Here is a 19,355-nt window from a genome sequence, read left to right on the forward strand (position 1 = left end):
TGTCCAGCATGATCCACTCAACAACCATTGCCCTGCTATCAGGAGGTCTTGATTCCGCCACTGCCGCTGCCTTGGCAGTGGAAGCAGGTCAAAAGGTCATCGGACTTTCGTTCGATTACGGGCAACGACATCGCAAAGAACTGCAAGCCGCTGACGCGCTAGCGGCCCACATGGGTCTAAGCGAACACCATGTAATCAGTGTCAACCTTGGCAGTTGGGGAGGCTCCTCCCTCACCGATCTAACGCAAACAGTACCCAGTGAAGGAGTCGTTGACGGAGTGATCCCCAACACTTACGTACCTGGACGCAACACGGTCTTCATTGCCATTGGCCTCAGTCTTGCCGAAGCCCGTAATGCCAATCAGCTGGTGTTAGGGATAAATGCCATGGACTACTCCGGCTACCCAGACTGCAGACCTGACTATCTCAGGGCCTATCAGAGCTTGGCTGATCTGGCGAATAAAGCTGGCCGTGAAGGACATGGAATCAAACTCTGGGCTCCTTTAATTGATTGGAACAAGAAACAGATTGTGCAAGAAGCACTTCGACTCGGAGTACCGATCGATAAAACCTGGAGCTGCTATAGCGGAGGCGATCATGCCTGCGGCATATGCGACAGCTGCCGCATCCGCGATGCAGCTTTGAGCGAGGCTGGCAGATCAGATCTCTGCAGCAAGCCAACACCATGACTTCTCTGGAGCGGCGATTTTGCCGCTGGCAAGAACCAGCGATGTTGGCAAAACAACTCACCAAAACTTGGGGAGAAGCTGGGCTTGTCTGGCTGGATGGAGACGGCAGTGGTCTAGGTCGTTGGGCGACTCTGGCAGTCGATCCCATTAATCAGATTTGTTGCCGAGGCATCCCTGGCGAAAAAGACGCCAGCAACCCATTCGAAGCCCTACGTGATCTAGAACCAGGCCACTGGACAGGCTGGCTCAGCTACGAAGCAGCAGCCTGGATAGAACCCAAAAATCCCTGGAAAGCAGATTCCATGGCGACTCTGTGGATGGCGCAACATGACCCTGTACTGCGATTCGACCTTCAAAAGCATCAGCTCTGGATCGAAGGGTGTGATCCCAAACGACTGCAAGAACTAGCTAACTGGCTAGAAGCCAACCCACCTGAAGATGCACCTAAAAGCAGCAAAGATGAGTCGTTACTTGCAACAACAGACCTCAACATTCCCGTCAATGCATGGCAATGGCTCACCACTAGAGCTGACTATGCACGTGATGTGCAGCAGATCAGACATTGGATTGCCAGCGGCGATATTTTCCAGGCCAATCTCAGCGCTTGCTGTACCACCACGATCCCTTCAGGAAGCTTCGCCGTAGACCTTTTCCTAAAACTTCGCCACCACAACCCAGCTCCCTTTGCCGGCCTAGTGATAGCTGCAGGCCTTGCAAACGGTGAAGCCGTGATCTCCGCCTCTCCAGAGCGTTTCCTAAAAGCACTCCCCACAGGAGAAGTTGAAACGCGACCAATCAAAGGAACCCGACCTCGCCACCACAACCAAAGCCAAGACGCTGATCTGGCAGCTGATCTTGTTTGCAGCAGCAAAGACCGAGCTGAAAACGTGATGATCGTCGATCTCTTACGCAACGATCTAGGGCGAGTCTGTCAACCCGGCTCCATCACAGTGCCTGAATTGGTAGGCCTTGAGAGTTTTCCCCATGTGCATCACCTCACCTCAGTAGTGCAAGGACGGCTTCGATCAGACCAATCTTGGGTAGACCTACTACAAGCCTGTTGGCCGGGAGGCTCCATCAGCGGTGCCCCCAAGCTGCGCGCCTGTCAGCGCCTGAACGAACTGGAACCAACAGCACGCGGGCCCTATTGCGGTTCGTTGTTGCATCTCAACTGGGATGGGCAGCTCGACAGCAGCATTCTGATTCGCTCGATGTTGCTCGAGAGAAACACGTTACGAGCCCATGCCGGCTGCGGCATCGTGACCGGTTCCGACCCCTATTGCGAAGCTGATGAGCTGAACTGGAAACTGCTGCCACTACTGGAGGCACTGCAATGAAAAACCAGATTGCCTGGATCGATGGCAGCTGGGGGAGCACTGCGGAGCTCGCTCTTCCTCTAGGAGATCGAGGCCTGCAGCTTGCCGATGGCATCTTTGAGACAATTCTGATCCTTGATGGACATCCACAACTCCTCAATGCTCATCTCAGCCGCTGGCAGACCAGCGCATGCCTACTAGAGATGGCCCCCCCGCCTACAGCGAAATGGTTGACACCTCTGATCAAAGAGGGCCTGAAACAATGCAACTTGGACAATGGCAATGGGGCCCTGCGCCTAAACTGGAGCCGTGGCGATAGGTCAAGCCGAGGCATCAGTCTGCCCCAGAGCAACCCGAGTTCAACAACCCATCGCTTCTGGCTAGAGCTGAATGCAATGCAGCCCTGCTTTACTCCACTTACGACGATCATCAGTTGCCATGAGCGTCGCAACGCCAATAGTTGCTTGAGTCTTTGCAAAACCTTCGCCTACGGTCAAGCGATACAGGCCCGCCACGAAGCACAGAAAGCGAATTGCGATGAGGCCATCCTGCTCAGCACAAGCGGTGAACTTTGTTGTGGCAGTACCGCCAACCTCATCGTGCGACGAAACAATCATTGGCTCACACCTCGGCTTGCTAGTGGCTGTCTACCAGGTGTCATGCGACAACAGGGCCTCGAACAAGGATGGCTGCAAGAAACTCAACTAGAAGCCACACCAGAAAAAGATGATCAATGGCTACTGATTAATAGCCTCAGCTGCCAACCCATCGTGAAGCTCGATGATCATCTGCTCAGAGCATGGTCGGATCCTGAAGGCCTTTGGTACTCCCTCTTAAAAGCCAACAACACTGACACTTCTCCCAGACATACAGATTAATGCCCCAGCCCTAAACATCTCCATACGCACTCATACACTTAGGAATTGATCCACCACTGCCTGACTAAGATCGCTGGTCGGACCACTGGCCACAATGCCACCTCGTTGCATGGCGTAGTAGCGATCAGCTTGACGAACAAAGTGAAGATGCTGCTCTACCAAAAGAACGCCAATCCCTGTCTCGGCAATGATGCGTCGAACAGCCCTTTCAATGTCTTGAACGATATTGGGCTGAATACCCTCCGTCGGTTCATCTAGCAGGAGCAATTTCGGCTTACCAAGCAGAGCCCGAGCAATCGCAAGCTGCTGCTGTTGCCCACCGCTTAGGTCTCCGCCTTTACGCGGCAAAAACTCCTGCAAGATCGGGAACAACTCATAAACAAGCGGGTCAATGCTGTGGTTTCGCGCCAAGCCGCCGGGCAATGCCTCCATCCCTAGCATCAGGTTCTCCTCCACCGTCAGATGGGGAATAATTTCTCGCCCCTGAGGCACATAACCAATGCCCGCACGGGCCCGCTGATGCGGAGGATGGCGATCCAAGCCTTCACCATTAAACAGAATCTCTCCACTCCGAGGACGCAACAGACCGATCAATGATTTCAACAAGGTGGTCTTGCCCACACCGTTGCGACCAATCAAGCAGACCATCTCACCAGCTTTCACAGTGAGGTCGACATCCCTAAGGATATGGCTCTCACCGTAGTAGGTGTTTAGACCACGGATCTCAAGAATGGTCATCGGCTGCAGAGAATCATGAACTGCATAGGTAGAAAGCGCTGCATCAGGCAACCTCCTCATTACGACCTAGATACACCTCGATCACGCGTGGATCAGACTGAATCTGATCCATCGTGCCCTCGCAGAGAACGTGGCCCTGATGAAGAACAGAAACCTGACTCTCCAGGCGCCGGATGAACTCCATGTCATGGTCAATCACCAAAACAGTGTGATCACCAACGAGAGACTTGAGCAGATCCGCAGTGAGATCTGTTTCCTCATCCGTCAAACCAGCAACTGGCTCATCAACCAATAACAGGTCAGGTGACTGACCCACAAGCATGGCGATCTCCAACCACTGCTTCTGCCCATGAGACAACGATCCAGCAACTTGATGCGCACGTGTCTGCAGCGAAACGATACCCATCAAATGGGCTATGCGATCGCGCTCAACAGCATTAAGACCTGCGCTTAAAAGTGGCCAAGGGCGCTTTGGATCACTGACCGCCAAGGCGAGGTTTTCCTCAACAGTGAGGTTTTCGAAGACTCTCGGGCTCTGAAACTTCCTACCAATCCCAAGCCGCGCAATCCTGTGTTCCGGCTTGTTTAAAAGAGATTGGCCCTTAAACAAAACATCACCAGCCGTTGGTCGAAGCTTGCCAGTAATCACATCCAGGAAGGTGGTCTTGCCTGCACCGTTGGGACCAATCACGGCACGTAATTCTCCTGGCTGCAGGCTGAGATTGAGATCACGCAGTGCCATAAAGCCATCAAAGCTGACACTGATTTGACGCAGCTCAAGCAAAGCAGTTGTCATGACTTCGCCTCCTCCTTGCCATCCATTTCCAAGCGTGGATAGGTGCCGATCCTGCGCGCGACACCCAAGCGAGTAAGCAGGTTTCGTGGCCCACCCGCCTGCCACCAGCCCACAACACCTTCTGGTAGTGCCGTAACGACGAGAATAAACAAGCCTCCCAGGATAAATAGCCAGCCTTCTGGCCAAACCGTGCTGATTTGGCTCCTCGCCAAATTAATGACTAGAGCGCCAAGAATGGCACCAATCAAAGTTCCGCGTCCGCCCACTGCCACCCAAATCACCATGTCGATTGAGAAGGGAACCGTCATGTATTGAGGCGAGACGATGCCGGACTGCACGGTGTAAAGAGCACCACCGATGCCGGCCAAGCCACCAGCCATCGCAAACACGATGGTTTTAAACAAGGTGGGGTTGTAACCAGCAAAACGCAAACGCGGCTCATCATCGCGAATGGCGATCAACACTTCACCAAAACGGCCACGCACCACCCAGCGCACAGCCAACCAGGCCAGGATCACCATCACGGCCGTTAACCAGAAGAAGCCTCGCTGCATGAATGCAGAGCCCACCTGCTGTCCAAAAAGCTCTGTGACATCGGTCTTAAGACCGTTGGTGCCATTGATCAGTTTCTGCTGTCCGTTGAAGAAATTAAAGAAAACCAGCAAGGCGGCCTGGGTAAGAATCGAAAAATAAACTCCCTTGATCCGGTTGCGGAACACCAAGTTGCCTAACAGCGCGGCAAGCAGTGCAGGGATCAACCAGATGGCAATCAGCGTGAACCAAGGCGAATGAAACGGCTGCCAAAATCCAGGCAATTGATCCACCCCATAAAGGCCGAAGAACTCTGGAATCCCGTTGGGTTGTTCGCTCGAGCTGTTGAGCTGAAGGTACATTGCGGCTGCGTAACCACCGAGCGCAAAGAAAATGCCCTGACCCAAACTCAATAAGCCTGTAAAACCCCAAATCAAATCGATGCCGAGGGCCACGATCGAGAGAGAGAGAAAACGACCGAGCAGGTTGAGCCCAAATACCGACACCACTGCAGGCGCCGCCACAATCGCAGCAATGATCAAGACCCAGACAATCACTAGGGGCCAACGGCGTTGTTGAAACGCTTGCAACATCGATTTAAGCCTCCACCATGCGTCCCCTCTGGGGAAACAGACCAGCAGGTCGGAACTGCAGGAACACCACAATCAGCGCAAACACCATCACCTGGGCCATGCTCGTGGTAGCAAAAAAATCAACCACGCTCGCCAAAGGCGCAGGCATCGAAGGCCAGATACTAAGCAAACGGCCAGCCCCGATCAGGTCTGTTAGCACCCCAATAGCAAAGGAGGCCAACACGGTGCCGAACAGATTTCCCACACCTCCAAGCACTACCACCATGAAGCAACCAACGATATAAGAAGTGCCGACGTTGGGTCCCACGGATCCCAACAAAGACACCGCTACCCCAGCGATGCCAGCCAAACCGGAGCCGATACCAAAGGTAAGCACATCCACAGTATCGGTTGAGATGCCAAGGCAATCACTCATGGAACGATTCTGAGTCACTGCCCTGATGCGCATCCCCCACACACTGCGATTCAAGAACCAGGTGATACCGAGTACAGCGAGGATCGTGATCACAATGATCACCAAGCGTGGTACGGGGAAGGTCATGCCCGACAGTTCAATCCCCCCACGCATCCACTTAGGTGCCGTGACATCGACATTGCGAGAGGTCGCACGAGCGATGCGACTGATCTGAGAGGCCAAACCACCCGCAAGTAACACCCCAGCCAGAGCCGACACAAGCCAGCTTCCAGCACGCACCAGGCGGGCCCGCGGCCCCTGCAAAAGCTTGTCAGGAAGAATGATCGGCAGACTGAAGCCAAGCACTAACGCCAGCACCAAGCCAGCCGCATAAGCCAATGGAAAACTGCGCACAAACTGCTGCAGAATCAGGCTAACGCCCCATGTCGCCAACAATGTCTCCAACGGGTTGCCGTAGAGACGACGAATCACGGTGCGTTCTAGCAAGATACCAACCACACCACTAACGATGAAGGCCAGAGGAATCGCCACCAACACATAAGCGTTGTAGAAAGGCTGCAGAGCAGGCAGCTTGAAGATCAGCTGTACCACATAAGTGGTGTAGGCCCCGAGCATGATCAACTCGCCATGGGCGAGGTTAATGACACCCATCAGGCCGAAGACTATCGCCAGTCCGAGGGCAGCAACCAGCAGCACCGAGCCGATGGCCACACCATTGAAAAGACTTTCAAGAAGCAGTTGCACGGGCGAAGATCAGAGACCGGAAAAACGACGAAAGGAGGAGCCCGTTTCCGGACTCCTCCCAAACAATGCCAAAGCGGAGAAACGCCTTGGCGAGGCAATCAAAGCTTGTACTTCTCGCCTTTGTTGGCATCAGTCCAGTCGCAAGCATAGCCCTTAGAACTGGGCTCGAACTGGTTCCAAGCCTGTGGAGCCACAGGGCCGTCGGTCTCTTCGAGAATCTCGAACTGACCATCTTTGGTGATCTTGCCAATACGTACAGTCTGGGACAGGTGATGGTTTGGCATCACTTTCACAGGACCCTGAGGCGCATCAAACTCAATTCCGATCAAAGCTTCACGTACCTTGTCGTCATCAAAGCTATTGGCCTTCTCTACCGCAGCTTTCCACAGATACACCATGTTGTAAGCCGACTCCTGAGGGTCAGCAACCTGACGATCATTGCCATATTTGGCCTTGAAGTCAGATGCAAACTTCTTCGAAGCAGGCGTATCAATCGACATCATGTAATTCCAAGCCCCATAGTGTCCCTCAAGGAACTCAGGCCCGATCGTGCTGATCTCTTCTTCCGCGATGGAATAGCTCATCACGTAGTAGCCATTGTCAGGAGTAAGTCCGGCATCCTGAATTTGCTTAAAGAAAGCGACATTCTGGTCACCATTGAGGGTGTTGATGATCACACCACCATCAGGCAATGCCTTCTTGATCTTGGCAATGATCGGCGCCACTTCAGTGTTGCCGAGTGGCAAATAATCCTCTCCAACCACTTTCCCACCAAGAGCTTTGACCTGCTCCTTAGTGATGGTATTGGAGGTGCGAGGGAAAACGTAATCAGAACCTACAAGGAAGAAGGGCTTGCCAGCAGCGGGCGACTTCTCGAACATGAACTTGGTTGCAGGCTCCGACTGCTGATTCGGAGTCGCACCTGTGTAGAAGATGTTATTGGAACACTCCTGGCCCTCGTACTGAATCGGGTAATAGAGGAATGCATTCTTCGATTCGTAAACCGGCAGCATCGCCTTACGGCTTGCGGAAGTCCAACCACCAAAGACAACAGGAACACTATCTTGATCGATCAACTTCTTGGACTTCTCAGCGAAGGTTGGCCAATCAGAAGCGCCATCTTCAACGATGTAGTCGATCTTGTATTTCTTGCCATCAACTTCAACACCACCGGCAGCGTTGATCTCTTCAATCGCCATTTTCTCGGTGTCCACAAGGGTGGACTCCGAGATGGCCATGGTGCCACTTAAGGAATGGAGGATACCAACCGTGACCGTGTCGTCGAAATCGGTATTAGCGGTTTTATCACTACCACCACCGCAAGCCGTAATGCTGACACCAACGGCGGTTGCGGCGAAGCCAGCCACAAGGCGCTTTGAGAATGAAACGTTCATTGAAACCGTAGATAGGCAGAATATGGAGCACGCCTATTCGGGCGGCCTGGGGAACGTAAAGATCAGCCAGGCATGATTCTGTAGTGAATGATACAAAGCCCTTTGCGCTGATCATTGCTAAGGGCGATTTGGTAGCTGTTGCAACAAAAATTGCAGCACGCTCTCCAAGCCATCTCCGCTCCGCAAGTTGGTGAAGCACCAAGGACGCTCTCCCCGCATCCGCGTCGTATCGCGCTTCATCACTTCCAAATCGGCCCCGACATGGACAGCGAGATCAATCTTGTTGATCACCAATAAATCCGAGCGTGTAATCCCAGGGCCCCCCTTGCGAGGGATCTTGTCGCCAGCCGCCACATCAATCACATAGATGCAAAGGTCCACCAATTCTGGACTGAAGCTGGCGGCAAGATTATCGCCACCACTCTCAACAAGCACAACATCAAGATCTGGAAAATTTCGCTCCAGATCTTCTACGGCCGCGCGATTAATCGAACAATCCTCACGAATAGCAGTATGAGGACAACCGCCTGTTTCCACTCCGCGAATACGCTCTGGCTCAAGAGCTCCAACACGCGTCAAGAACTCTGCATCTTCCTGGGTATAGATGTCGTTGGTGACAACTGCCAATTGCAACTGATCTCGTAGACGGCGACACATTGCCTCCACTAGTGCTGTCTTACCCGAACCCACCGGGCCAGCCACACCTAAACGCAGTTTGCTACTCATCAGCTCCGGAATAATCGGGAATACAGCTCAGCATGTGAGAGCTGTGCAATAGCAGAACCCACTCCTCCGCACCAAAGCTGCTTTGGATCCACATCAAGCAAGCTACGGGCCTGCATTTCAATCAGCGGCTGAAGCTGACGCTGCAACCGTTGTGCCTCAGTTGGCCCAAGCGGAACAAGACGCACGGCCGCACTGAGCTGATTAGCCACCCAGCCAAACAAGTAACCCTGCACAACCTCCAAAGGCGTTATCTCCCAAGACAAACCAGCCCAAGCCCAAGCCACTGGCCAACCAAAATCCACTCCTCCATCAGGGAGAGGATGACCCAGGTCAGCTAATAACTGCAAAAGAGAGCGACCCATCTGCTGTTGCTGCGCTCTTACTTCAGCCGCATCTCGCAGTGCAATCAACCATTGAGCCCAATCGCGCACGTCAGTGCCATGCTCAACTTTGCCCTTCTCAGCACTCACCTTCCATTGGCTGAGGGAATGACGCAGCGGGCGCAAAGCAGCAGCTTCGATCATGACTTGCCCGCGACTGAGCTCCGCCTCCAACCAACTTGCCAAAGTTGCTCGATCCTGAAGCTGATCTCGCTGCACCAGCAGTTCCAAACCCTCCGAATAACTGAACGCACCCACCGGCAAAGCCGGGCTAACAAGCTGAAGCAAAGCGAGACTGCTCATCAGTGATGACGTTGTTGCTGCCCATCAATGGGCTGGTGATCATGGCTATGGACGCCTTGATAGGCCCCAGGCTCCGGATAAAAAGGCTCCATCAGAGACTCCAAAGCCAAGCCACGCACCCGCAGCAGATCGGCTAAGACAGGATCATCTAGCAAACGCAGCTGCTGCGTGCGTAGCTCTAGTGCCACGTGACGATTACCCAAGTGATAAGCCGCCTCAAGCAAAGCCAGTTCTGAAGGAGCCCTAACCACCAACAGTTTCTCAGGAGCAGCGACCACCCTCACCAAAACAGGACCTTCCGCCGCAGCCAAACTTTCTCCAGGCTGCAATGGGCCCTGCCGCGGCAATTGCAATAAGACGGACTGACCACAAGCCGTGCATCGCAGCCCTCGCAAACGTGTGCGTTCTTCAGCAGTAAGAGGCAATTCCATACAAGCCTCAACCCCAACAGCACCAAGCCTGCGGGTGAGCACCGGAACAGTATCGAGAGAAGGAAAATCGACCAAGCTCATGACCATAAGCCTGCCAAACGGCAACTGCTCCATCCGTGAGTGTTGCTAAAGAGTTAAACCGTGCTCGATCACAGCGTGCTCCGATGACTGGCGATAGACCCTGGCACGGCCAATGTTCCCTGCAACTGATCAGCAAAACTGCGACAGACGATCTTCAATCCCGGCTCACCGTGCATCAGAGCCAATGCACGGCTCCATTCAAGATTCAGCGTGCCAATCTTGATCACGACGGCCGCTGTCAACTGCCCTTACTTCACACCGCAGGGGGTTTAGTCGGAGGAGATCAGCTCAGTGTGAATGTCAAAGCTGGAGCAGACAGCCGCGGCCTGGTCACGAGTGTGGCTGCCCAGAAGGTCTATGGCTCCGTGGGCCGCTCCAAACAACACCCCAAAGGCCGCTGGGCAAGTCAAGAGTGTCACTTCGAACTAGAAACCAATGCTGATCTGGAATGGTTACCCCAAGAGCTCGTGGTTTTTCAAGGAGGCCTCTATAAGCAACGGATGCAAGTCGAACTGCAACCAAAAGCCAGTTTTCTCTGCGCCGAAGTGGTGCGCCTAGGTCGCACAGCTGCTGGAGAAACACTGAACGAAGGCGCCTGGAGGTCAAGCCTGGAGATCTGCCGACAAACCCCGATTGGCCGTCAATGGGAACTAGTCGATCAACTCGAGCTCAACAGCGAAGTGCTGCAGAGTGTGCACGGCATGGGGACACAGCCCGTGTTCGGATCTTTTGTTTGGGCCGCACCGCATCCTCTGACTGCCGACGTGATGGAGATACTTCTGCGGAACTGTCGAACAGATCGCGCAAACCTAGAAGGTTCCATGGCTTGTGGTGGTCTCGATCAAGGCTTAGTGGCCCGATATATAGGGCCATCAAGCCAAGCCGCGCGCCAATGGTTTTCCCGCCTCTGGGCCCGCACACGCCAGCTACGGCGGCTCAGCACTCCTCAACCTCCACGAGAATGGCCCCTGCAAGAAGAGGGAACGTTCTCAAACGAAAGGTTCACAAAGGACCATCAATCGCCTTCTGCCTCGCCACACTGAAATGAAATCCTGGCTTCCATGCACCTCAGCCCCCAGGAAAAAGACAAACTCCTGATCGTCACCGCTGCCCTGCTTGCAGAACGACGCCTCAACCGCGGCCTGCGGCTCAACCACCCCGAAGCCGTGGCCTGGCTCAGCTTCCTTGTCATCGAAGGCGCTCGTGACGGCCAATCCGTCGCGGAGCTGATGTCCGAAGGCAGCACCTGGCTGCGTCGCGATCAGGTGATGGATGGTGTTCCCGAACTGATCCCGGAGGTGCAAATCGAAGCCGTCTTTAAGGACGGCACCAAATTGGTCACCCTCCACGACCCCATCCGCTAAAAAATCCCCATGCCTCCGCTAATCCCCGGTGAACTGATTCCTGAACCGGGCACGCTTGAACTCAACAGCAACCGGCCAACCCTCACCCTGCGCGTGGCCAATAGTGGCGATCGACCGATCCAAGTTGGCTCCCACTTTCACTTTTTCGAGACCAATACAGCTCTGCACTTCGATCGTGATGCTGCACGGGGGCACCGATTGGACATCCCTGCTGGAACAGCGATCCGCTTCGAACCCGGCGACGAACGTGACGTGCGCCTGGTTGCCCTTGCTGGTCACCGCAAGGTTTTTGGTTTCAACGGTCTGGTCAACGGACCACTCGACTGAACTGCTTCTACACCTCGTCCCTTTCGCTGCATTGCTATGGCCTACCGGATGGATCGCCAGGCCTACGCCGAAACCTACGGCCCCACCACAGGTGATCGCATACGCCTAGCAGACACCGAGTTGATCCTGGAGGTGGAACGCGATTTCACCACCTACGGCGAAGAAGTCAAATTCGGTGGAGGGAAAGTGATCCGCGACGGCATGGGGCAATCCCAGCAATCCCGCGCCAATGGTGCTGTTGACACCGTGATCACCAATGCCCTGATCCTCGACTGGTGGGGGATCGTCAAAGCAGATATCGGCCTACGAGACGGACGGATCGTTGCCATCGGCAAGGCTGGCAATCCCGACATCACTGACGGGATTGACATTGTGATCGGCCCAGGCACTGAAGCCATTGCTGGAGAGGGTCACATCGTGACCGCCGGCGCCATCGATAGCCACATCCATTTCATCTGCCCACAGCAAATCGAGACTGCCCTAGCTAGCGGCGTTACCACCATGCTCGGTGGTGGTACAGGTCCGGCAACAGGCACCAATGCCACTACCTGTACACCTGGCGCCTTTCACATCAGCCGCATGCTGCAAGCAGCCGAAGGCTTGCCGATGAATCTTGGCTTCTTTGGTAAAGGCAATGCCAGTACAGCTGAAGCTCTCGAGGAGCAAGTACTAGCCGGTGCCTGCGGCCTCAAACTCCACGAAGACTGGGGTACCACTCCAGCAGCTATTGACTGCTGTCTTTCGGTAGCCGATCGCTTTGATGTCCAGGTCTGCATCCACACAGACACGCTCAATGAAGCAGGTTTTGTAGAAGACACAATCCGAGCAATCGGCGGACGCACCATCCACACCTTCCATACCGAAGGGGCCGGTGGAGGCCATGCACCAGACATCATCCGTATCTGTGGTGAAAGCAACGTGCTGCCCAGCTCCACAAATCCAACCCGGCCTTACACCCGCAACACCCTGGAAGAGCACCTCGACATGCTCATGGTTTGCCACCACCTAGATCCAGCGATTCCTGAAGATGTGGCCTTTGCCGAATCGCGCATCCGTCGCGAAACGATCGCCGCGGAAGATATTCTCCACGACCTCGGTGCCTTCAGCATCATTGCCAGTGATTCCCAAGCGATGGGACGAGTCGGAGAGGTGATTACCAGAACATTCCAGACCGCTCACAAGATGAAAGTTCAGAGAGGCCCTCTGCCAGAAGATGCTGGCAATCCACGTGGCACTCGTAACGACAACAACCGCCTAAAGCGCTACATCGCCAAGGTAACGATCAACCCCGCCATTGCCCACGGCATTGACAACCATGTTGGCTCAGTAGAGGTAGGCAAACTGGCAGACCTGGTGCTCTGGAAGCCAGGCTTCTTCGGCGTGCGGCCAGAACTTGTCATCAAGGGCGGGTCAATCATCTGGGCGCAAATGGGCGATGCTAATGCCTCGATTCCAACACCTGGACCAGTCCATGGCAGACCAATGTTTGCAGCATTCGGCAAAGCCCTTGCCCCCAGCTGCCTCACCTTCCTGAGCCAAGCGGCCATCGAAACAGATCTTCCCAACAAGCTGGGGCTGCAACGTGCCTGCATTCCCGTTCTGAACACCCGCACGATCGGCAAAGCAGAAATGCACAACAACAATTCACTACCAAAAGTAGAGGTAGATCCACAAACTTACGAGGTGTTCGCCGACGGCGATTTACTCACATGCGACCCCGCAGAAGAACTACCAATGGCCCAGCGATATCTCCTACTTTAAACGCTAAATCCAACATCTACCTTTAGGTTGCTAAGTCATAGATCAAGACTTGATCGGCATCACAACCTCAGCCGGCTGAGGAGCACACGCTGCAACCTGTTCATCAACTACTGTACCCACAATCACAATCGACGGCGCTGCAAACCCTTCGCTCTGCACCCTTTGAACCAACTGTTCCAAGGGTGCTTTGAGGTAGCGCTGACCTACGACAGTGCCCTGTTGAATGATTGCTGCGGACGTAGCTGGATCGAGGCCACCGGCAATCAACTCTTCGACGATATAAGCAAGGTTATGCAAACCCATATAAATAACCAGGCTGTCACTTGCGCTAGCAAGATCCTTCCAATTTACAGAAGGACGCTGTTTGTCGATCTTCTCGTGACCTGTCACAAAGGTGACAGAACTACCACCACAACGATGGGTCAGAGGAATACCCACATAGGCCGGCGCAGCCATCCCCGCTGTAATCCCAGGGACCACCTCCACCGATACCCCATGACTCTGCAAATAGGCGGCCTCCTCACCACCCCGCCCAAACAGAAAAGGATCACCACCTTTTAGGCGTACTACACAGGAATGACGCTGAGCCAATTCAACAAGCAACTCATTTGTCTTGGACTGTGGGACCCAATGACGTTCTCGACGTTTACCAACAAAATGCCGTTCACAAGACTCGGGTACTAACTCGAGTACTTCCTTAGGCACCAGAGCATCGTGAACCAAGGCTCCGCACTGGCGAAGCAGACGATAAGCCTTCAGTGTGAGCAAATCAGGATCACCAGGGCCTGCACCCACCAAATACACAGTGCCAAAGTCCAAGCAGCTCATGGCAATGCAGCCAGCAAATCAATCAAACCCAATCGAAATAACTCAATCTCAAGTAGGGAAGTCATCACCCCAGAATCGCGCAGCGTCTGCGTAATCTGGATTGGCGCCAAGGCAAGAAAAAGAGGCGTGGATGCCTCCTTCGCTGAAGCGACATCAGCATGCCAGTCGTCCCAGGAAAGCATGGGCAACGCCAGCCGCTGCTGCAGCAAACTCAAATAGCGATGAGCAACACCCTGGCGAAGGGGATGGTGAACCAAAACAAGAGAGCCATCACGACAATCCTGACGCTGCACCCACTGCTGTAACAATCGCCACCAAGAGGGCCAGGCACCCAAGAAAGGCACCAACCTGGTGTTCACACCCTGTTGCTGAAGTCGCTGACGAATCAACGGCACATCCTCTCGAACATGAGAACCAGGCAGCAACAACAAAGGAACCAGCCAAATAGGATCTGCACTCTGCTCATGGCGATCAGTAGCCGTTAAGGCCTCTACCAGCACAGGTGTGCCTCGACGTTGCGCGACCTCCAGAGCAAAAGAACGCACACAAGAAGGAACATACCCACCAGCACGGCCATGCACGATCAAACGCAAAGCGCGCTTACAACCAACCTGCTCATGCTTTCGTAACAACGGCCACGGATCTAAGACATCCGAAACTGGTGAAGTCATTCCAGTCTTAATAGTCAACTGCAACCATGGCATCCCGTCGCTATCGAACACAGTCGCAAACTCGGTTGAGGACGAGTGGTCGCCAAGGCAGACAGGATGCAACCCGCTCAAAACGCTTTAACAGTGACTTCGAAAGGGATTTAGCTGCCATGAACCGTGTGTGGAAAATGCTCAGACAAGGCACAATCCGTTGGCTGGGAGAGATAGGCCGCCAATACTGAAATCACTTAAAATTTATACACAGCAACCATAAAGAAGGAAACTTGTGCACCTAGATGTATCGATAAACACCAAACCTTGAATTTCACACAAATGCTCAGTTTTGTTCAATCTGATACCGCCAATACCCTCTTCATTGAGGCTTAATGACTCCATTCGCAGCGTGACCTGAATCCTCAACACCCCTGGCTCAGTCAAATCAGCCGGGCTCAGAATGTATACAAAGACACCAAATCTTGAATTTCACACAAATGCTCAGTTTTGTTCAATCTGATACCGCCAATGCCCTCTTCCATCAGGCTTAATGACTCCATTCGCAACTTACCCTTACTTCAATAATGGCAGAGTCTAAAAACCATGGGCATCCAATAAGCGAATAAAGTTTAAAAAACATGATCACTTCTTTTCAAGTTTAATTTCAACAAAATGTCATGGTTATTAGCTCTCCTGCTAAACAATTTCTCCAAGGGAAGAAGCTCAACAAAATTGAGCAAAATAAAGCTTTTAAAGATGGCTTAGATGTTGGTGATGAACTTGAAACCTTTGCTCAGGTTGGTTGGGAACAGGTCGATAAAACAGACCTCGAACTGCGCCTGAAATGGTATGGAATGTTCTGGCGACCCAAAACTCCTGGCAAGTTCATGCTACGGCTAAGGATACCCAATGGTGTTCTCAATAGCCACCAAATAAAAGTAGTGGCCTCAATTGTGGGTCGCTACGGAGAAGACGGCAGTTGCGACATCACAACACGCCAAAACCTACAGCTTCGTGGTGTTTTACTGAGTGATCTTCCCGAAATACTCAGACGTCTTGAAGAGGCAGGTCTCAACACAATCCAATCAGGTTTTGATAACCCACGCAATGTCACAGGAAATCCACTGGCTGGGATTGATCCTCTTGAAATTGTTGATACTCGCCCTTACACAACTGAACTACAAAATTTCCTCACGAATCAAGGAAAAGGAAACCATGAATTCTCCAACCTTCCCCGCAAATGGAATACGGCAGTTGCAGGGGCCCGCGATAATTTCCTGCTCCATAACGACATCATCTTCCATCCAGTGGAACACGATGGGGTGATGGGTTTCGGCGTCTGGCTCGGAGGGATCCTCTCCTCGCAGATGAATGACTATGCGCTGCCTTTAAATGCCTGGGTTAAACCCAATGAAATCTGTCGGCTCACCGGCACTATTCTAACGCTATGGCGAGATAACGGTGAGCGTAACAATCGCCCTAAGGGCAGGTTTCGCATGTACCTCGACAGCGTGGGCATCGAAGCGTTTCGCACCATGGTGGCGGAAAAATTTGGACCGCTAACTCCTGATCCCGGTTCTGTATTTGACGACAAGCCTCGCTCTTTTTACGGAATCCACCCTCAGAAACAAACAGGGCTTCACTACGCCGGCATGCATGTACCCGTTGGACGATTACGCGCAGAAGATCTTCAGGATCTTGCTAGCGCCAGTCTTAACTATGGCAGTGGTGAAATTCGTCTTACTGAAGACCAGAACATCATTTTGGTGGGGCTATCAACTACCAACCTCGACAAATTTCAAGCTGATCCACTGCTACAGCGTTTTCCACTTGAACCCGGTTCCTTTGCCGCCGGCACTGTCTCCTGCACAGGAAATACGTACTGCAGCTTCGCCCTTACAAACACCAAAGATCAGGCCATGGCAATGGCCCATGAACTGGATGCAGAACTCATCCTCCCTGAGGAAATAAAAGTCCATTGGACTGGCTGTCCCAACAGCTGTGGCCAGGCCTACATGGGCGCAATCGGCCTCACAGGAACCAAAGCCCGTGCACCGAACGGGGGCCAAGGCATGGTTGAGGCCTATGACCTCAGCCTTGAAGGCCGGCAAGGGCCGGATGCCCGAATCGGGACACTGCATCGCAAAGGCATTCCTGGCAGCGAACTGAAAGACGTGCTGCGGGAATTACTGATCGAACGCTTCGGTGCTCAACCTCGTAGCCAACCGAAGCAGAACAGCGACCCTTTCTCCAACTTCATGAACTGGTTCAGCAATTTAGGCGAAAACAGCAGCCCATCCCCTTGAGCTGCGATCGCTAAACCACCGTTCTTAAATCAATCACCTATCAAGCCCCACCATGCAATCGACTTCCCAAGCACGTGATCTTTTCTCTCGCTTTGTCAACTGGTTAAGCAACAGCGGTAGCGACAAGCCTGCAATCAATCAAAAAGAAGGTGGCCGAGATGTCTTCTCACGCCTGATGAACACCATCAGTGGCTAAAAATCCTCCTCTCGTTAAACCTACGCATCTACCAACATGAGCGCCACGGCGTCACAAATGGACTACGTCCTACCTAACGAACTTGTCGACGGCATGATTACCGCCGGCGGCAAAAAAGCCACTGTCAGCGTCAAGAACTTGCTGGTGCGTGGCTTCTATTCCGGGGCCATTCTCGGCCTTGCTGTGATCCTTGCACTCACAGTTGGTCTCAAGAGTGGTCAACCATGGTTGGGATCCCTGCTCTTCCCCTTCGGCTTTGCCAGCATCGTGCTATTCGGCATGGAACTGGTCACCGGTAACTTCGCTCTGCTGCCTATGGCCACATGGGCCGGCAAGAGCACCTGGGGAGCCACCTTCCGCAACTGGGGTTGGGTCTGGCTCGGCAACTGGATCGGCACTGCTGTGGTTGCCCTATTGATGGCAATCAGCCTGACCAGCGGTGGCACCGTGGATCCCGCCTCCGCTGCCGATGGTGGCGGCATGTGGCAACAGGTAGCAGCGAAGATCATTGCCCTCAACAAAACCAACGTTGTTACCAAATACGAGAACCTTCAATCCCTTGGCTTCTTCTTGGCCTTCCTGCGCGGATTGATCGCGAACTGGTTGGTTTGTCTGGGTGTGACCATGGCCCTAGTTAGTAAGAGCGTACCTGGCAAAATTTTGGCCTGCTGGCTGCCGATCACAGCATTCCAAACCATGGGAATGGAGCACATCGTGGTGAACATGTTCCTGCACACCGCCGGACCCATGCTTGGTTCAGGCGTTTCCTTTGGCCAGGTAATCGTTTGGAACTTCATTCCAGTCACCCTCGGCAACATCATTGGCGGGATGGTGTTTATCGGCATGCTCTTCTACAGCACCCATCGCACCCAAATGAGCAACGTACTGCCTACGGTTCACGATGAGAAGCTGGAACGTGAACTCGCCGCCGAACTAGGGGCACGCTGATCTAGAACATTCATGAGCTTCGATGAAGCCGTTCTCTGGGAACGTCTCAATAAAGTAGGTAAGGCTCCTCTAGAACCAGACTGGCTGGGGAATGTTTACTGCCCCAGCCTTTCTGCTGATCTACGTAAAGCCTTAGCCGAAAGACTGGGCTTGCTTGGTGATGATGGCTGGGGAATATTAAAAACCCTGCTTAAGCAACATGGTAAGCAGTCTGAACTCATCCATGCAGCTGGCCTCTGCCATCAACCTGAGGCTCGAGACTGGCTCATCCAACAACTTGGTGATCAAGAAGAACTGGAGCTCGAGGTACTGCAAGCAATGGCCTGCTGGGGAGCAATCGTGCCAACTTTGCTGATAAAAAGGATTTTCAGAGAACCTTCCCAAGCAATGCGCATGGCTGGTCTGGAGTTGTTGAACTTCAAGGCATACCAACTCAGCGATGACGAGCTGCTGAACCTCCTTGACGACCTCCTCAACGACATACGCGATCCAGTGGTGTTAAGCACCATTCGAATTCTGCAGCGACGCGATGGTGTCGACATCAGCAACCGCATTGCCGAAGTGGCAAGAAAAGGTTCCGAAGCGACAACACGAGCAGCATTACTAGCCCTGGGCTGCATCGGCACATCCAGCAGTCAATCAAACCTGTTCAAGCTCAGCCAAAGTCTGCCGACTGATCTCCATCGAGACCTAGCCAAAAAACAACTTGCTCAGCAATACAGATCATGGCAATGAATCCATAGCCAACGGATACGCAAAAATGGGTTATTGAATCAAAAAGAGGATGATGGCAATAAAGGAAAACTGCAATCCAAGCAAAAGCAATCGTATCTGATGATTCATTTCATTGACACCAATCAACTACTGAAAAGCAGAACTACGGTGCCAAAAAACTCTTACTCTTAGATGAATCTTCTATGCAAGATGCATGTCAAACCCTTGCAATCAAAAGCCCGCTAATCAAAT

21 protein-coding genes are annotated in these 19,355 nt (G+C 53.2%); 11 read left to right on the plus strand and 10 right to left on the minus strand.

The genetic code is table 11. The annotated features are described in order from the left end of the window. Positions 1 to 8: 8 nt before the first annotated feature. Genes queC through SIB79_RS11505 form a run of 3 tightly spaced genes read left to right on the plus strand, consistent with a single transcriptional unit; the run spans position 9 to position 2,883 of the window. Positions 9 to 689, plus strand: a complete 681-nt coding sequence (gene queC / locus SIB79_RS11495; protein WP_063405329.1) for a 7-cyano-7-deazaguanine synthase QueC — start codon at positions 9 to 11, stop codon at positions 687 to 689. After that, the gene (locus SIB79_RS11500; RefSeq protein WP_063404441.1) at positions 686 to 2,026 is read left to right on the plus strand and encodes an anthranilate synthase component I family protein; all 1,341 of its coding nucleotides are present in this window, start codon (positions 686 to 688) and stop codon (positions 2,024 to 2,026) included. Before queC ends, SIB79_RS11500 begins: the two co-directional genes overlap by 4 nt. After that, positions 2,023 to 2,883, plus strand: coding sequence for an aminotransferase class IV (locus SIB79_RS11505; protein WP_063404439.1), 861 nt, complete (start codon positions 2,023 to 2,025; stop codon positions 2,881 to 2,883). The genes SIB79_RS11500 and SIB79_RS11505 overlap by 4 nt, the downstream gene beginning before the upstream one ends. 30 nt (positions 2,884 to 2,913) lie before the next feature. Here the strand turns inward: SIB79_RS11505 and urtE are convergent, their stop codons facing one another. The 8 genes from urtE to ureE form a co-directional block, all read right to left on the minus strand. Further along, entirely contained in the window at positions 2,914 to 3,621 is a 708-nt protein-coding gene (gene urtE, locus SIB79_RS11510) for an urea ABC transporter ATP-binding subunit UrtE (RefSeq protein WP_011131589.1), read from the minus strand. 43 nt (positions 3,622 to 3,664) lie between these two features. Beyond that, positions 3,665 to 4,417, minus strand: coding sequence for an urea ABC transporter ATP-binding protein UrtD (gene urtD / locus SIB79_RS11515; protein WP_063404437.1), 753 nt, complete (start codon positions 4,415 to 4,417; stop codon positions 3,665 to 3,667). Next, positions 4,414 to 5,541 carry an urea ABC transporter permease subunit UrtC gene (urtC, locus tag SIB79_RS11520; protein WP_063398607.1) on the minus strand — a complete coding sequence of 376 codons (1,128 nt, stop codon included), beginning with the start codon at positions 5,539 to 5,541 and terminating at the stop codon, positions 4,414 to 4,416. The genes urtD and urtC overlap by 4 nt, the downstream gene beginning before the upstream one ends. Positions 5,542 to 5,545: 4 nt before the next feature. Continuing rightward, positions 5,546 to 6,700, minus strand: coding sequence for an ABC transporter permease subunit (locus SIB79_RS11525; RefSeq protein ID WP_011131592.1), 1,155 nt, complete (start codon positions 6,698 to 6,700; stop codon positions 5,546 to 5,548). A gap of 98 nt (positions 6,701 to 6,798) precedes the next feature. Further along, positions 6,799 to 8,094 carry an urea ABC transporter substrate-binding protein gene (gene urtA, locus SIB79_RS11530; protein ID WP_063398606.1) on the minus strand — a complete coding sequence of 432 codons (1,296 nt, stop codon included), beginning with the start codon at positions 8,092 to 8,094 and terminating at the stop codon, positions 6,799 to 6,801. Between the two features lie 117 nt (positions 8,095 to 8,211). Beyond that, on the minus strand, positions 8,212 to 8,820 hold the full coding sequence (ureG, locus tag SIB79_RS11535; RefSeq protein WP_063398605.1) for an urease accessory protein UreG: 609 nt from the start codon (positions 8,818 to 8,820) through the stop codon (positions 8,212 to 8,214). After that, positions 8,820 to 9,503 carry an urease accessory protein UreF gene (locus SIB79_RS11540; protein WP_063404435.1) on the minus strand — a complete coding sequence of 228 codons (684 nt, stop codon included), beginning with the start codon at positions 9,501 to 9,503 and terminating at the stop codon, positions 8,820 to 8,822. The genes ureG and SIB79_RS11540 overlap by 1 nt, the downstream gene beginning before the upstream one ends. After that, positions 9,503 to 10,015, minus strand: coding sequence for an urease accessory protein UreE (gene ureE / locus SIB79_RS11545; RefSeq protein ID WP_063405327.1), 513 nt, complete (start codon positions 10,013 to 10,015; stop codon positions 9,503 to 9,505). Before ureE ends, SIB79_RS11540 begins: the two co-directional genes overlap by 1 nt. 83 nt (positions 10,016 to 10,098) lie before the next feature. On the opposite strand from ureE, the gene SIB79_RS11550 reads away from it, so the two are divergent. From SIB79_RS11550 to ureC, 4 genes are read left to right on the plus strand one after another with little or no spacing between them, the layout of a single operon-like run. Further along, positions 10,099 to 11,058, plus strand: a complete 960-nt coding sequence (locus tag SIB79_RS11550) for an urease accessory protein UreD (RefSeq protein WP_063405325.1) — start codon at positions 10,099 to 10,101, stop codon at positions 11,056 to 11,058. A gap of 18 nt (positions 11,059 to 11,076) precedes the next feature. After that, on the plus strand, positions 11,077 to 11,379 hold the full coding sequence (locus SIB79_RS11555) for an urease subunit gamma (protein ID WP_063404432.1): 303 nt from the start codon (positions 11,077 to 11,079) through the stop codon (positions 11,377 to 11,379). A 9-nt stretch (positions 11,380 to 11,388) separates the two neighbouring features. Then, the gene (locus tag SIB79_RS11560) at positions 11,389 to 11,706 is read left to right on the plus strand and encodes an urease subunit beta (RefSeq protein WP_011131599.1); all 318 of its coding nucleotides are present in this window, start codon (positions 11,389 to 11,391) and stop codon (positions 11,704 to 11,706) included. Between the two features lie 36 nt (positions 11,707 to 11,742). Beyond that, positions 11,743 to 13,467: an urease subunit alpha gene (ureC, locus tag SIB79_RS11565; protein WP_063404430.1), complete on the plus strand. Its 1,725-nt coding sequence runs from the start codon at positions 11,743 to 11,745 to the stop codon at positions 13,465 to 13,467. Positions 13,468 to 13,509: 42 nt separating this feature from the next. On the opposite strand, the gene cobA is transcribed toward ureC, so the two are convergent. Next, positions 13,510 to 14,295: a uroporphyrinogen-III C-methyltransferase gene (gene cobA, locus SIB79_RS11570; protein ID WP_063404428.1), complete on the minus strand. Its 786-nt coding sequence runs from the start codon at positions 14,293 to 14,295 to the stop codon at positions 13,510 to 13,512. Further along, entirely contained in the window at positions 14,292 to 15,077 is a 786-nt protein-coding gene (locus SIB79_RS11575; RefSeq protein ID WP_236072693.1) for a CbiX/SirB N-terminal domain-containing protein, read from the minus strand. The genes cobA and SIB79_RS11575 overlap by 4 nt, the downstream gene beginning before the upstream one ends. Positions 15,078 to 15,616: 539 nt before the next feature. Between SIB79_RS11575 and SIB79_RS11580 the strand changes: the two genes are divergently transcribed. Genes SIB79_RS11580 through SIB79_RS11595 form a run of 4 tightly spaced genes read left to right on the plus strand, consistent with a single transcriptional unit; the run spans position 15,617 to position 19,124 of the window. After that, complete coding sequence (locus SIB79_RS11580) at positions 15,617 to 17,245, plus strand: ferredoxin--nitrite reductase (RefSeq protein WP_063404424.1); 1,629 nt, start codon at positions 15,617 to 15,619, stop codon at positions 17,243 to 17,245. 52 nt (positions 17,246 to 17,297) lie between these two features. After that, positions 17,298 to 17,441: a hypothetical protein gene (locus SIB79_RS11585; protein ID WP_063396578.1), complete on the plus strand. Its 144-nt coding sequence runs from the start codon at positions 17,298 to 17,300 to the stop codon at positions 17,439 to 17,441. A 57-nt stretch (positions 17,442 to 17,498) separates the two neighbouring features. Beyond that, complete coding sequence (locus tag SIB79_RS11590) at positions 17,499 to 18,389, plus strand: formate/nitrite transporter family protein (protein WP_041374994.1); 891 nt, start codon at positions 17,499 to 17,501, stop codon at positions 18,387 to 18,389. A 12-nt stretch (positions 18,390 to 18,401) separates the two neighbouring features. Continuing rightward, positions 18,402 to 19,124: a hypothetical protein gene (locus SIB79_RS11595; protein ID WP_063404422.1), complete on the plus strand. Its 723-nt coding sequence runs from the start codon at positions 18,402 to 18,404 to the stop codon at positions 19,122 to 19,124. Positions 19,125 to 19,355: the final 231 nt, after the last annotated feature.

Origin of the sequence: Prochlorococcus sp. MIT 1342 (assembly GCF_047304495.1) — a bacterium.
GTDB classification, from domain to species: Bacteria; Cyanobacteriota; Cyanobacteriia; order PCC-6307; family Cyanobiaceae; genus Prochlorococcus; species Prochlorococcus marinus_D.